The organism is Bacillus sp. SSR7 (assembly GCF_055902415.1).
In genome coordinates this window covers 127,988-143,695 of record NZ_JBVVXV010000016.1, presented here as the reverse complement: position 1 = coordinate 143,695, position 15,708 = coordinate 127,988, and the positions used below count along the sequence as shown (strand labels likewise).

10 protein-coding genes and 2 pseudogenes are annotated in these 15,708 nt (G+C 32.4%); 8 read left to right on the top strand and 4 right to left on the bottom strand.

The features are described from left to right. Positions 1-541: 541 nt before the first annotated feature. A pseudogene (locus AC0NJG_RS23280) lies at positions 542-744 on the top strand (GNAT family N-acetyltransferase); the annotation flags it as partial. A 98-nt stretch (positions 745-842) separates the two neighbouring features. On the opposite strand, the gene AC0NJG_RS23275 reads toward AC0NJG_RS23280, so the two are convergent. Next, the gene (locus tag AC0NJG_RS23275; protein WP_474063517.1) at positions 843-2,336 is read right to left on the bottom strand and encodes a peptide MFS transporter; all 1,494 of its coding nucleotides are present in this window, start codon (positions 2,334-2,336) and stop codon (positions 843-845) included. 225 nt (positions 2,337-2,561) lie between these two features. On the opposite strand from AC0NJG_RS23275, the gene AC0NJG_RS23270 reads away from it, so the two are divergent. Continuing rightward, entirely contained in the window at positions 2,562-3,548 is a 987-nt protein-coding gene (locus AC0NJG_RS23270) for a DUF4046 domain-containing protein (RefSeq protein ID WP_474063516.1), read from the top strand. A gap of 204 nt (positions 3,549-3,752) precedes the next feature. On the opposite strand, the gene pdxR is transcribed toward AC0NJG_RS23270, so the two are convergent. After that, positions 3,753-5,144, bottom strand: a complete 1,392-nt coding sequence (gene pdxR, locus AC0NJG_RS23265) for a MocR-like pyridoxine biosynthesis transcription factor PdxR (protein ID WP_474063515.1) — start codon at positions 5,142-5,144, stop codon at positions 3,753-3,755. Positions 5,145-5,253: 109 nt separating this feature from the next. On the opposite strand from pdxR, the gene AC0NJG_RS23260 reads away from it, so the two are divergent. Further along, complete coding sequence (locus tag AC0NJG_RS23260; protein ID WP_474063514.1) at positions 5,254-6,159, top strand: DMT family transporter; 906 nt, start codon at positions 5,254-5,256, stop codon at positions 6,157-6,159. A 350-nt stretch (positions 6,160-6,509) separates the two neighbouring features. Here AC0NJG_RS23260 and AC0NJG_RS23255 read toward each other — a convergent pair whose 3' ends face one another. Further along, complete coding sequence (locus AC0NJG_RS23255) at positions 6,510-6,728, bottom strand: hypothetical protein (RefSeq protein WP_474063513.1); 219 nt, start codon at positions 6,726-6,728, stop codon at positions 6,510-6,512. 292 nt (positions 6,729-7,020) lie between these two features. Here AC0NJG_RS23255 and AC0NJG_RS23250 point away from each other — a divergent pair, with 292 nt between their 5' ends. The 4 genes and pseudogenes from AC0NJG_RS23250 to AC0NJG_RS23235 all read left to right on the top strand — a co-directional run bounded on the left by AC0NJG_RS23250 (position 7,021) and on the right by AC0NJG_RS23235 (position 11,516). Next, the gene (locus AC0NJG_RS23250; protein ID WP_474063512.1) at positions 7,021-7,785 is read left to right on the top strand and encodes an SDR family oxidoreductase; all 765 of its coding nucleotides are present in this window, start codon (positions 7,021-7,023) and stop codon (positions 7,783-7,785) included. Between the two features lie 309 nt (positions 7,786-8,094). Next, a pseudogene (locus tag AC0NJG_RS23245) lies at positions 8,095-8,241 on the top strand (DUF4879 domain-containing protein); the annotation flags it as partial. Between the two features lie 467 nt (positions 8,242-8,708). Continuing rightward, entirely contained in the window at positions 8,709-10,670 is a 1,962-nt protein-coding gene (locus AC0NJG_RS23240) for a DUF3472 domain-containing protein (RefSeq protein ID WP_474063511.1), read from the top strand. A gap of 195 nt (positions 10,671-10,865) precedes the next feature. Further along, positions 10,866-11,516 (top strand): RpiB/LacA/LacB family sugar-phosphate isomerase, encoded by a 651-nt coding sequence (locus AC0NJG_RS23235; protein WP_474063510.1) that lies wholly within the window; start codon positions 10,866-10,868, stop codon positions 11,514-11,516. A 557-nt stretch (positions 11,517-12,073) separates the two neighbouring features. Here the strand turns inward: AC0NJG_RS23235 and blaIII are convergent. Then, entirely contained in the window at positions 12,074-13,027 is a 954-nt protein-coding gene (blaIII, locus tag AC0NJG_RS23230; protein ID WP_474063509.1) for a class A beta-lactamase BlaIII, read from the bottom strand. A 744-nt stretch (positions 13,028-13,771) separates the two neighbouring features. On the opposite strand from blaIII, the gene AC0NJG_RS23225 reads away from it, so the two are divergent. Then, entirely contained in the window at positions 13,772-15,562 is a 1,791-nt protein-coding gene (locus AC0NJG_RS23225; protein ID WP_474063508.1) for a S9 family peptidase, read from the top strand. The last annotated feature ends 146 nt before the right edge of the window (positions 15,563-15,708 follow it).

Here is a 15,708-nt window from a genome sequence, read left to right as displayed (position 1 = left end):
CGCCAAATAAAAGCGGTAGAAAAGGTTAGAATATAGAAATAAAGCCCGTTTATAATAATGGCGTATTTCGATCCATTCTAATCGATTTAAAATATTTTCTTTTCTTAGCTTGAGGGTTATAGGGTACTATATCAAAAAAATCCAAAAGCATACTTTGTGTTTTAGAGGCCACTAATGTTGGAGAAACAAAAGAAGAAGTATGAAATTAAAGTACTAACCTTATAACGTATAAAAGACACTTTATAAAGTGTCTTTTATACGTTGACATAATATGAAAGAAAATGTAGTGATTAATCAAAATATGTTGGATGCTTCTTGGTTGATTTTATTATAACATTGATATAGAAAAGTTTAAATGTAAATTTTATATATATAGATTTATTTATACCTACATGTCGCTCGTCATGTTTTTTGTTTTCATAATTCGTGATTCTAATTTGCAATAACACTAAACAGAATTACAAATTAGAATCAAATAAAGAATTTAAAAAGAACCATGTGAAATAATATTAATTATAGGTACTCTTTAAAAGAGAATAAGATAAATCTTTTAATTAGAGAATTAGAAATAAATGATTTAGACAATTTACCTGAAATTGATGTTAGTTTTATAGTGAATTCTCGGTCAATTCTTTCTCTTTCAAAAGTAAATAAAAGGATAGAATATACAGTAGAAGATGTTCCAAGTTATGAGAAAGCTATTTACATAATTAATATGATAAACTAGCATACAAAGAATATATATAATTATCATATATTTATTTGTATATATAAATGAAAAATATTATTCAAAAAACTGTGCATAAAAACTTGCACTATAACAAGTTCTTAGCACAGTTTTTTTATTTTATGCCTTTCATTAAAACTTGAATCCTTGGGGCCATAAAATATAAAATTACACTTAAAATGATTGAAAGACCACCAATTGCACCGAAATAAATAATTTCTGTTTCAGGATTATATAATCGAACTATTTGAGCATTTATAGCTTGTGCAGCTGCACTAGTTAAGAACCACAGACTCATTGTTTGAGCAGAGAAGGCAGCTGGTGCTAATTTGGTTGTAATTGATAAACCTACAGGTGATAAACAAAGTTCCCCGATTACTACTAACAGGAAGCTAATAGCTAACCACATAGGGCTTACAAGGGATTCTGTACCATGCATATATGCAGGGATAATCATAACTAAGAAAGATAAACCAGCAAATAATAAACCAATAGCAAATTTATTGGCCGTACTTGGTTGACGTGAATTAAGCTTTACCCATAACCAAGCAAATACTGGTGCTAACAAAACAATATAAATAGGGTTTAATGATTGAAACCATGAAGATTGAAGTTCAACCCCGGCCAACTTTAATTGAGTACGCTGATCAGCATATGAAGCTAAAATGATAGCTCCTTGTTCTTGAATGGCCCAAAACATTGTAGCAGCAATAAATAATGGTATGTAAGCAATTAAACGAGACTTTTCAATTTTTGTAGTTTTCGGGCTACGATACATAAAAATAAAGTAAACAGTTGGAATGAGAATACCTAAAATACTTACTAATAAAGTGAATCGATTAATAGTTAAAATACCTGTTGGTATCGTTAAAATACAAAATAGTACTATAGCTATTGTACCAATACTAAACTGTGTAATAACTTTTTTTCTTTCGATGTCTGTTAAAGGATTTGGTACTTGTGTTCCTGCTAAACCAAGGTTTTTCTTTTTTGTAAGAACAAAAATAATTAAGCCTAATAGCATACCAATTGCAGCGACACCAAAACCTAGGTGGAAGTTATACTTTTGACCAAGTGTTCCTATAACAAAAGGAGATAAAAGAGCTCCTAAATTAATACCCATATAGAAAATACTGAAACCTGAGTCACGTCGATTATCTGTTTCACTATATAAATCACCAACAATGCTAGAGACGTTAGGTTTTAATAAACCTGTACCAAGTACTAAAAATACCATAGATATGAATAAAGTACTTATAGTCCCTGGTAGTGCTAAAATCAGGTGACCTATCATAATTAAAACTCCACCCCAAAAAATTGTTCTACTTGAACCTAATAGACGATCTGCAATCCAGCCACCAATAATGCCAGACATGTAAACGAGAGATCCATAGATGGCCATAATTGACGCTGCGGTCGCATGATCCATCCCTAAACCACCTTGTGAAATTGAATAATACATATAGTAAAGTAATATTGCTCTCATCCCATAGTAAGAGAATCGCTCCCAAAACTCTGTAAAGAATAGAGTAAATAGACCCTTAGGGTGTCCGAAAAAACCGCTTTGGGGAACAGTACGAATAATATCGCTTTTACTAAGCTTCTCCATACGAATACACTCCTTATATATAAATATAATAATACTAAATAGTATAAACCAATAATTAGAAAATTAAAATAAAAATTTACTTAGTTAATTATTAGAAATTTTGTAAAATAAAAATTTTATGTTGATTTCCAAGGGGATTTTAACTATATTATTTAATGTGGATATATTGATTGAAAGTGATGATAGTGTATAAATATTAATACAAACTGTAGGAGGATTTATATATTGTTAATGAAAGAAGGTTCTATAGAAGATATTTATCAGGAAATATTAGATGGAAAAAGAAATAGATTTCCTCCAAATACATGGAAAGAAGATATAGATAATAAAATGGCGCGGAGGGTATTAACATATTTGGTTAACAGTATTTTAAAATGGAATAAGGAAGACATAAGAAAAAAATGGAACACAAAATTACTTGTAAAGTATAGGCTACGGGGATTACTCAAACATAGGTATGAAAATAGCCCTTTTAAAGCAATAGATGATCTGTATCCAAATCAGTTCAAAGAATGGGAATTTGGTATGACTCCTTTAAATTTTTGGACCAAAGAAAAAGCATTAACAATTTTGAAATGGATTATTGAGGAAAAAGAGGGTCTTTCACAAGAAAAGCTCTTAGGATTATACGGGAAAAAATGGTTGAAAAAAAATAAACTTGGTGCACCTCTGGCAATGTATTGGAATAGTAGCCCGTATGCAATGATTAATGATCTTTATCCAAGACGTTTTAAAGAATGGGAATTTGGTATGACCCCTAATAACTTCTGGACTAAAGAAAAAGCATTAGATGCATTGAAATGGACTATTGAAGAAAAAGAGAGATTAACCCATAAACAATTGCTTGATGTATACAATATAAAATGGTTAAAGACCCATGGATTAGCATCAGCATGTCAAATAATTTGGGGGAATAGTCCGTTTAGAATGATTAATGATTTATATAGAGACCGTTTTAAAGAATGGGAATTTAGAGTTACTCCTGTTGGATATTGGTCTAAACGTAAAGCATTAGAGGCGTTAAGGTGGACTATTAAAGAGAAAGAAAAATTGGATGAAAAACAGCTATTAAAAGTATTTAATCAAAAATGGCTAATAAAACAAAAATTATGGACTCCGTTAAAACGCTATTGGAAAGGAAGTCCATATGAAATGCTTATTGCTCTATATCCAAATCGTTTCTCAAAAAATATGTTAAAGGGATATATGTAACAGTAAAGAGTAAATTAATAAGTATTGAGAAAGTTTATGATATAACATTCGGTTATTAATGTGGGGGAAGACACCTTAAAGGTGTCTTTTTTTATACTTAAAAAAGAAAAATATTAATTTGTGTAAAAAAATTTCAAAATACTAAAGGGATTTCTATTAATCATTAAATGAAATTTTTCATTAATTGTTCTATCTGTTTTCCTATTAGAACCAAATTTTTGCTAATTGAGACACTCCTTTTATTATCTCTTCTTCGCATAAATCACCAAATCCAAGTTGAATATGCGGATATTCTGGTAAATATTCCGAGAAATATTTTGAACAAGGATATACTATAATGCCATGATCAAGTGCTTTTTCAATTAGCATTTTTTCACTCATTTTTGTTTTCACTTCAATAATAACGAATATTCCTGAGCTACCGCCTTTAATTTTGACATATTCCTTAAAATGCTTTGATAATTCCTTATTTAATAGATTCATTTTACGTCTATACAAAGCTTTCATCTTCCTTAAGTGTGAGTACCAATATCCTTCATTCATAAAAGTCGCCAATGTTTGCTGATGAATAGATGAGGATGTTTGTTCAAGTAAAGGGAGTATCTTTTTATATTCTTTTATTAGCTGCTTAGGTAAAACCATATAACTGACACGGATAGAGGGGAGGAGTGCCTTTGAAAAAGTTCCTAAATAAATCACCCTATCATTGGAATCTAAGCTTTGAAGAGACGGTATAGGTTGATGGATATATCGAAATTCACTATCATAATCATCCTCAATAATATAGCCTTTCACCTTTTTTGCCCATTCAATTAATTTTAGTCTTTCATTGACAGGGATGGTCACTCCATAAGGAAAGTGGTGAGTAGGAGTGACATATAAAAGTCTAGAAGGCGATTTTAAAAGAAGGTCGACTTGAATGCCCCTTTTTTTTACAGGAATTGGATCAATACTAAATGATTGAAGAACAAAAAGTTCCCTTGCCACGTCATACCCAGGATCTTCTACTGCTATATAATGATAGTCTGTCTTTAGCATTATTGACAAAAGTAATAACAAATGTTGTGTGCTACTACCAATAATAATTTGTTCTGCAGAAGTATTCACTCCTCTTGATTGAAATAAGTAATCTGCTAGTGCTTTCCTTAATTTAATGTCGCCTTGTTTTTCTCCGTATGAAAACATGCTAGAGTCTTTAATAATCTTGTTTGTAATCAATCTCCATTTTTTTAAAGGGAAGTTTTCTTGATCCACTGTCCCAATCTTAAAATCAATAGTTTTCATGGCAATGTGATTTGTTTCATGATGTTGTTCTCTAATAGGTTCATAATTAAGTGTTTCATCCGATATAATAGCCTCTACAAAAAAACCTTTTTTGTTCTTGCTTCGAATATATCCTTCCGATTGCAGTTGTTCATAGGCCACCTGAGTTGTGTTTCTGCTGACCTCTAATTGGGTAGCGAGTTGTCTGATTGAAGGCAACTTTTTACCCTTTTCTAATTTACCAGATAAAATTTGAGCGCGTATATATTGATAAACTTGTTGATACATAGGATTTTTACTTTTTCGATTTATGTTAAATATTAGTTCCTTCATTATTTGAATACCTCATCTGTCATTTGTATTTATTGTAAACTGTACCTTTTAGAAATGACAGTATAAATAAATAATAAATTTATAAAAAAATTAATCTAGGAGAAAGTTTATGCCAATATTTATGTACATATTTTGTTTGATTGTATGGGGACTCAACTTTATTGCAGTAAAAATTCAAGGAACTCCTGTAAGCTTAGAACTATCCTTAACTTATCGTTTAGTTATGACAGCTTTTTTATTTTTGATTCTTATTTGCTTCCTTCGACCAAGAGGGATGCCAACAAAAAAAGATATTCCATTTATAGTGATTTTTGGTGTATGTAACTTTGCATTAAGCTATTTATGCCTTTATTACGCTACAATTTTGAGTTCTGCGGCAATTGTAACACTAATTTTTTCATTAAAGGTGATTTTGACTCCAATCGCTCTTCGAATTTTTTTAAAAGAAAGGTTACATTCAAGCGTTTTGGTTGGTGGGATTTTAGGGGTATTAGGAGTATGTATTCTTATCTATCCAAAATTGAATGACTTTCAAGGGTTCAGTGATTTAAAAGGAATTATGGTCGCGCTTTTAGGTACGGTTCTTACAGCAATAGGTGATGCGAGCTCAGCGCGAAATGCAAACCACAAGGTGAACCCTATCTATGCAAATGCTATTGGATTTGCAGTTGGTAGTATATTAATGGGAGTAATTGTATTATTTCAAGGACAAAAGTTTACATTCCCCACATCGTTTTCATATGTATCTATGTTGCTATATTTAACTCTGTTTGCTTCTTTTGTAGCATGGTTATTCTATTTGAAGCTTGTAGAAAAAATCGGAGGAGCTCGAAGTGGGTATATGGTTGCACTATTCCCTGTAATTGGAGGCATAGCTTCCGTTTTAATCGGTGAATCAGATCCATCCCCGTATTTGTTTCTTGGTTGTTTTTCTAGCTGTATTGGAGCTGCTATCGCATTAGGGTTTAGAACTCAAAAGCAAGATTCGAAATTAACTCTAAAAAGAGTTAATTAAGGTAGGAATAAGTGTAATGGATTAGAAAATAGAGTCCATATATTTTTTGTTATTTATATATGAATTGTGAAGGTTCTTTTGCAAAAAAAGACGTCATAAGGCACTCAAAAACTGTGTAGATAAGAATTTGTTTTTTCTGATTTAATGAATGTATGTATCAGCACCCTTAAAAATATATCTTAATATTCGTTAAATTTGATGTGTATTATTTCATCCTCTTTTTTAAACTTCTATTTTGATAAAAGATTTAACATTGAAGTGGATACAAAATTGCAGAGATACAATTCAGAAAGTGTACAAGAAGTATGTTAGTTTATCGAAAAAAGCCCTACAGGGGACGTAGGGCAAGTCTAAGGGTATTGAAGAATTGTCGATTCTAAAAGTAAAGGACTTCTTGGAATAAAGTTTAACATATAATCCGCTAAAACCTTATATAATAATGTTACAGAAATGTGAATTACTGATTCTAAAGCACCGGCATTTAAAGCTGGAAAAGAATTAAGAGAAGCAGTGAAATAATTATACATAGTAAAAAAGGATTTGATATTCATATCAAATCCTTTTTTCATTATTGGTTTAGTATAATTGCTCATCGTAGCTTCTTAACAAAGGTTTAGAAACTAGATATTTTTCAGGTACTACAATCTAAAACTAATAGTTTTCTTTGTTTATGGTATTCACTTTTCCTAGCTTAACGAACATGGGTGCACTATATCATAAGAAGAAAATTAGATGTTTAGTATTAAATAAAATTAGTATCAATACAATCTTAGTCCTTTAATGAAATCAAATTAGAGAGCAACATTTCAAAGAGTATCCTGTGATATAACTAAGTAGAATTTTAAACAAGGGGATGATGAGATGAATAAATTGAAGGGGAAAGTTGCATTAGTAACAGGGGGTAGTAGGGGAATAGGACGAAGTATTGCCTTACATTTGGCACAGGCTGGTGCGTTAGTTGTAGTTCACTATAGTAAAAGAAAAGAAGAAGCAGAAAGTGTAGTGGATAAAATTAAACAAGATGGCGGTGCCGCATTTGCAATCAGTGCAGATTTAAGTACTTTTAAAGGCATTAATAACTTGTATTTAATGATGGATCAATCTCTTCAAAAACATATAGGTAATAATACATTTGATATTCTTGTAAACAATGCTGGAATTGGGCAGATTTTAACGTTAGAGGAATCTACAGAGGAGTCTTTTGATGAGGTTATGAATATTAATGTGAAGGCTCCATTTTTCATTATTCAAAAGGCTTTGCCACGTTTAAAAGATGAAGGACGGATTATCAATATTTCATCATTTGTTACACGAGTAGCCTCCCCAAGTGTTTTTGCCTACAGTATATCTAAGGGGGCAATTAATACACTTACTCATACTTTAGCACAACAACTTGGTTCTCGTGGTATTACAGTAAATGCAATTCTCCCGGGTATAATTAATACAGAAATGAACGCTGAGACATTGGGGAATAAAGATGGCCAAAAATATGCTGCAGGTTTATCGACTTTTAATAGATGGGGAGAACCTAATGATATAGCTGATATTGTAGGTTTTCTTTCTTCATCAGACAGCCGTTGGATAACTGGTGAGTTAATCGATGCAAGTGGTGGATCTTGCTTATAATGCTAGAGGAAAAGCCAAATTAAATTGAGTTGGATTTGCATCTTTATTGTTTATTTGCTAAACAACCGAACTACGCACCATTTATGAACTCTTACAAAAGTCAGCTTGAGATGAGCCCAAATGTAGTATGTCAATCAAGGTAGAGAAGCCATTATGCTGTAGTAGGATTAATGGTAAGTGCAAATAGTAAAAATGCAATGAATATGCAAAATTTCATATGTAAATAGGTACCTTCTGTTAACTCTTTCACAGGGAACGAAATGTATGAAATTAGTATGATAGAATCAATTTGTATTTAATATAAAGGGGATGATTGATATTAATGGTGATAGAACAGTTGATGGATGGGAATATAAATGGGATGCTTCGGGACAGCAAAATGGACAATTCAAATATCAAAACACATCTACAAATGTACCTTGGAATACATTATCTACTTCATTAAATATTAAATAAGCTAACAGAAGAATTTAATGTTAATTTTTGATTGATTGCAATATTTAATGTTTAGGTAACTAAAGGAGTCTACGTTTTTTGGACTCTTTTAATCTATTGAAAAGACACGTGGAAATTGATAAGCTATTTTATCCAATAGTTACGTTATGAGTTTACATAATGTTATTCCTGTAAATAAATTTATGGTTAATATATTGAAAAATCAAAAAATGTAAAAGAAGTCTTTTAGCATAATTATCTAAAACTATTTATTTATGAATTTTTATAATATTTTTAGCAAACATTTAGTCACAAATCATACGATTTTCTTACAAAATACTATAATTTGGTTAGAAATAGTAGTGAAAAAAACATTAAACATAACTAGGTAGTATAGCTAAAGTTATTTTTTTACATAATTTGTTTAATAGTATGTATATCGTTATTATTCAATGTAACTAAAATAATTTAAAAGGAGATAGGAAGTCATGTTTAAAGAAAAAAACAATGGAAGACTAAAAAAGATTGTTATAATTACTGCGGCTTGCACCATGATGTCAATGTATGGAGCACCAATTTCTAGTACAAAGGCAGCAATCCGATCCCATGCTCCATCAGTTTATGTAACACCACAAAATACTGCTGCTTCAGATATTATTAGCATAGACTGGTCACCAGTCCTAACAGCACCTTATACGTATTGGGCTGTGCATAACTGGAATCAAGGGGGAGAGGGTGGCGGTTATGCTGGCTTCCAACAACAAAGTGGTTTTGATCAAAACGGTAAACGTACCCTTCACTTTGCGCTTTGGGATCCAATAGCATCAAACCAAGCAATAAAAGCTGAATATTTATCGCCGACTTCAGAAGCCAGTAGATTTGGTGGAGAAGGAACAGGTCTGAAGGTACAAACAACTTATAATTGGAAAGATAGTGAATGGTATCGAATGACTCTACGTTCTTGGCAAGAAGATGGCCATACAAAGTTTGGCCAGTGGATAAAAGATAATAAATTAAATCAATGGAAGTTAGTTGCTATTATGGACCATCCAGTTGCGAATGTTGCATTTAATTATGGTCTATCCATGTTTCAAGAAGACTGGGCTGGTAATGGACAAGATGTAAGAGAAGCACGCCTAAAAAATGGATACAGTAGAAAAATTTCAGATAAACAATGGAATTCTTGGAATAATCAGCGTATCAGTGGACAACGTGATACATCTTATCAATACGATGGAGGAGCAACTTCAGAATATTTATGGGTTAAGGCAGGAGGAAATACTCAATCAACGATTGGTACTGGAAAAACTTTTACTATAAATCAGCCTAGTCAACCAGAAATGGGAAATTTAGATTTTGATATTCAAAATATTCGCTTTGAAGCTGAAAAATTAAATGTGTCTTGGAAATTGAAAGAACAAAGTACCCCACAGTTTAAAGGGAAAATTGAAATCTATGACAATGAAAAGTTAATGGGACAACCTTTGAAAGTAATTGATAATATTAAGTCCTACCAAACTGAGGTAAGTAAAACTATGCAATTGCCTCAAACGGCTTTTGCTAAAATTACATTAACAGACATATTTGATCGAACTGTAGAGAAAAAAGTAGAAATTACAAATGGAAATTCTGATATTTTAGTAGGGAACCAATTTGCATGGTCCCTAAAAGGATATAGTGATCGAGAAATTGCAAAAGTAGATTATAATAAAGCGGCAGAAGAGCTGAAAATCAAATTAGAAGCTGGTGTACCGCATTCTTACTTCAATAGCACATATGCAAGTATTAAGGTCCAAAACTCATCTGGTAGCGTACTATACAATAAGGAAATCGTGGGGAATAGACAACAAAATACCGAAACCCAAACTGTGTCTGTAAAAGTAGGGGATTACATTGAATTAACTCATATAGAAGGAGACGCAGTAAAGGAAAAGACACGCGCAACATTAACGAATCTTGAAAATAACAAAAATGAGACTATTGGAAAGACAGCAAGGTATCAGGTTACAAAACAGGGATTAAAGAAAGTAGAAAAAATGCCAGAGACAACAATTCTAGATGGAAACCAATTTGCATGGTCATTAAAAGGATATAGTGATCGAGAAATTGCAAAAGTAGATTATAATAAAACAGCAGAAGAGCTGAAAATCAAATTAGAAGCTGGTGTACCGCATTCTTACTTTAATAGTACATATGCAAGTATTAAGGTCCAAGGCTCATCCGGTAGCGTTATGTACAATAAGGAAATCATGGGAAATAGACAACAAAATGCTGAAACCCAAACAGTACCTATAAAAGTGGGAGATTATATAGAATTTACTCATATAGAAGGGGAAGCAGCAAAGGAAAAAACGCGAGCGACTTTAACTAACCTTGAGAATGGAAAACAGGAATATATAGGTAAGAAAAGAACATATCAGATTACATCCACAGGATTAATAAGAAAATAGATGTATTAAAAAGTTGGGGGAATCCCCAACTTTTTCTGTAGAAATGGAAGAATAACCGTTTCTGTAAAGAAATCTGTGTGAGTTTTTGAAACGAACACATAGAATAGCAAATTTTAAGGAAAGATTGGTTTTATCTTATTTATCTTCTTTTGACTTTCGGTATGTGTGATAATTAAATCGAAAGGTCGTGGAAGAATGAAGATAGCTGTGATACAAGCAAGTACCCAAACTAGCAAAAATGAACTGATTTTTGAAGAAACAAAAAGGGCAGTGGCGAAGCATGGATATGAAGTGTTTAATTTTGGTGTTATAATTGAAGATTCGGAGTTAAGCTATATACAAGTGTCCTTAGCCGTTGGTCTACTTCTAAATTCAGGTGCAGTTGATTTTGTCGTCACTGGATGTAGTAGCGGTGTTGGTATGTCGATTGCCTGTAATACACTTCCGAATGTCATTAGCGGTTATCTGCCAACTCCAACAGATGCGTTCCTTTTTGGTAGGATAAATAACGGAAACTGTGCATCACTGCCACTTGGATTGAACTTCGGTTGGGCGGGCGAACTAAACCTTCGCTTCACGCTTGAGAAACTTTTTGAAGAACCGTTCAATACTGGGTATCCTGAAGAATCCGCCGAACGAAAGAAACGTGATGCAGAACTTTTGAAAGAAATTAAGAGTTTTTCACATCATGGCATCGTTCAGATTCTAAGTCAGTTAGATGTAGCAGTTATTAATCCTGTTCTTCAAAAACAAGATTTAGTGAAATTCCTCTTGAGGAATGGCACCAACACAGATATATCAAATTATCTTATCGAACAAACGACGGATTTAAATCACGGTAGGTAAATTTTGTATTTTTCAATAAGTTTGGCAAATTTAACGTTAACCATAAGTTGATTCAACAAGATTGACCAATTGGGGGATATAATCGCCATTCCATTTGTTATGGGGTTCTTTTACAATCCTTCCCCAACAAAAAAGCACATAGCCTTTAGGCATGGGATGAAAGTGAGATTGGAAACGGAGTGCTACTAAATGACCGCAAATTTTGTAGCACTTTAGGTATCCAAAGTGTGGGTATCCATTACGACAATTTTCGTGCTCTTTCCGTTTTTTGAGTTTAAACCGTAACCAAGATAGTGATTCATTTTACCCTGAACCATTACCTCAAAAAAGGTCCACCGATGTCTTTCAAAGCCTTTTGAATATCTTCAACAGTTTCCGATTGGTAAGCTTCAAAAATTGATTGAGCTAATTTCACAGATTTTGAATCTCTTTTCTATCTAACTATAAGTGTAACCACTCCTTCTTAATTATTTTAGAAAAAGAAAAACCGTGAAGCAGCCCTCTATCTAGGGTGGTAGGTTACTTACACGGTTTATATTACACGCTCCAATAATCTATTATTTTTTATTCGTAGCTTTTAAAGTATCTAACACGACTTTGGTTGTGTCTGCAATAAGTTTATCATCGTATTCAGCATCCTTTTTATCATGATTAGAAAGTATTGCAAGAACAATTGGTTTTTTATTTGGTGGCCAAATAATTGCAATATCATTTCTTGTCCCATAAGATCCTGCACCTGTTTTATCAGCTACTTCCCATCCTTTTGGTACGCCCGCACGAATTAATTTATCTCCAGTTGTATTTCTCTTCATCCAATCTACTAATAGTTCACGTTTCTCAGTTGGAAGTGCAGTTCCTAATGTAAATGACTGAAGTGTCTTAGCTATCGCTTCTGGTGTACTCGTATCATGTGTTTCTCCTGGATTTACTTCATTTAATTCAGGTTCAAATCTCTCGGAATTAGTAACAGTATCACCAATTTCCCTCAATATTTTTTCAAATGCGGATGGACCACCTAACTTTTTAAGAATTAAATTATGTGCAGTACTGTCACTATATCGAACAGAAGCATCTGCAAGTTCTTTTAACGTCATTCCTGTATCCACATGCTTTTCAGTAATTGGATTATAATTAGAAAGGTCTTCTCGCGTATACGTAATCCTTTCATCAAGAGCTTCTATTGAGTTCTGACGTAAAAGAGCTCCCGCTGCTAATGATTTAGATGTAGAGGCAAATGCAAAACGATCATTTGCATGGTAAGCAACAGTTTGATTCGTACCTGTGTCCAGTGCATAAATACCAAGCTTGGCATCATATTCTTTTTCAAGTTTAGCAAAAGAATCATTACCAGTATTTTCTTGTTTAATTTGATTTGTTTGTTTCGTTTGTTTAGGTGATTCAGATGAAGTATTACTATTGGAACAGCCTATTAGTGTTACGCATGAAAGTAATACGACAGGTACAAATTTTTTGTAATGTGTAATGGTAAAGAACTTGTTTAAAACGAACATAAATTTTCAACCTCTTTCAAGAATATATGGTTTTTCCTAGGTTTTTCATACTGATGTAAGTAAAGAGAATATGGGGTAACAATACTTTTGTAGCTAAAATTTTATAGCCTAAAGCACATGTAAGATGTTTATATGATTGATAAGCTAGTGTTTGAGTTATTCCTTCTTCAATCTCACTTGCAATGCTTTACCTGTAAAAGGATTAAGCTTGTACCTCTTAAATACTCACCCTTCTTTTGCATCCTTTTCCTTTTCAAAATAAAAAGTCCTTTCATATTTTTGTAATACTTAAAAATAGATTTCAAACGTGATTTATTATATCTAAATTGAACATCTAATTTTAGGAACACATTTAATAGACAATCTAAGTAATAAAATTGTTCCACTTTAATTTGAGGAAGAACTTGATGTTTCAATAAAAACAATAGTAAATTTTTGCCCAGCAGTTTACGTTTATGATATTGATTTTTATACGTGTTTGGTAAAGAAAACATAATAAATTGCAAAAAAATACCGAAATCTAGTTCGGTATAGGGGTAGCACCACATCGCTATCAAGCTAAGATTTTAAAGTACCTACAGAACGAAATTTTTACCTTTCTACTTGTAATGTTAATAAGGGAATTAGAAGGTAGAAGGAAGTCTAAATAAAACAAAAAAAGGGATAAGTAGGGAAATATAGAATTTTTATATGTGTAGTGTTCTGAATTTTTAGATATTAAGCGGGATGGAGGAAGGAAGAAAGATGATTCAATTTCCTAGGGAAGATGCCGAACAATTTTTTAGATCATATAGTATTGGTAAGTTTACAGTCAGTGAGGATGAAGGGAAATTAATTTTTAGTACAAACTTAAATGGTCATTCTAATTTGTGGGCGATGGATTTACCCAATTTATCCCCTTATCCGTTAACATATTGTAATCAATCAAGCAATTTTATTAAAGTGGATTCTTTAAATCGGTTTATTTTAGCTGGATTTGATAAAGATGGTGATGAAAATTATCATATTTATGCATTAAAACCAGAGGGTGGAGGATTGCTTAAATTGATTCCAGCAGGAGAGACAGAAAAGGATTATTATGTGCATTTAACAGAGGATGGGGAACGATTATACTATGTCACAAGTAAAGATAACCCAATGTTCTTAAACTCTCGTTGTTATAATATACGCACAAAAGAAGATACTCTGTTGTTAACTGGTGTGGAGACACCTACATATGTAGAGGCGGTAAGTCCGAATGAATCAAGTTACATTGTTTTAAATTCATATAGTAATACATATAATGTAGGGTATGTAAAAAAGGGAGAAGAACTTATTTGTATAGTACCTTCCAGTGAGAAAGAACATACTATAGGGTCCATTTGTTATATTGATGAAAATACAGTGATTTTCGTTACAAATTATGAAGAAGAGTTTTCCTATGTAGCTTCTTTTGATTTAAATAAACTGGAATTCAAACCAATCTGTAAAATAGAGAAGGAAGATATATCCGATATAAAATGGCATGCTGAAACAAAAAATGGCTACATTGTTTCGTCGAAAGGTGTTATAGATAGGTTATATAAATTTGTATGGGCTAAAAAAGAGCTAATTCTATTGAATTCTCCGGTAGATACGATAAGTCAAATAGAAATTACCAAATCTGAAAATTTATATTTATTAGGTGAAAGTGCGACGAAAACAGCAAACATCTATTACAAGAAAAATAGAGATACAGAATGGGCAGCAATAACAAAAAACTATGTTATTGGCCTATCTGAATCTTCTTTTGTTGAACCGGATATTATAACATATGCCTCTTTTGATGGGTTAAACATAGAAGCATTATTATTCCGGGCGAAAGAAGAAGTACAAAACGGGTATACAATATTCTGGCCTCATGGTGGCCCACAAAGTGCTGAGACGAAAGATTTTAGGACATTATTTCAATATTTATTAAGGCAGGGATATAATATTTTTGCACCGAACTTTAGAGGAAGTACAAGATATGGTTCAACATTTACAAAAATGATTGAAGGTGATTGGGGAGAAGCCCCGCGTTTAGATTGTGTAGCAGGAATAGAATGGTTATTTGAACAGGGCATATCAACTCCTGATAAATTATTTGTTATGGGTGGTAGTTATGGAGGATATATGACCTTATTGCTCCATGGGCGTCATTCAGAGTATTTCCGTGCAGCCATTGACATTTTTGGACCTAGCAATTTATTTAGTTTTATCGAATCTATGCCTGAAAATTGGAAACCGCTAGCAGTTAATTTAATAGGTGATATTAATAAGGATAAAGATAAGCTTATAAAAGATTCACCAATTACTTACTTAAATCAAATGAATAAACCACTCTTTATCATTCAAGGGGCAAATGATCCACGAGTTGTAAAGGAAGAATCGGATCAAATTTTTCAAGCGTTGCAAGAAAAAGGAGTGGATGTAGAGTACCTAGTATTAGACGATGAAGGGCATGGATTTTCAAAAAAAGAAAATGAAATATATGTATATCGTCGCATAACAGAATTTTTAGCAAAGCATAAGTGAAATAAATGGCACCTTGGAAGGTATGGCCATCAACTTAAGAATTTTATAAGGCCCCAAAACAAAAAAATGTACATTTTTTTGTTTTGGGGTATTTGCTTTTCTTAGCTTGATGGGGTAGCAGCACATCGCTATCAAGCTAAAAATGG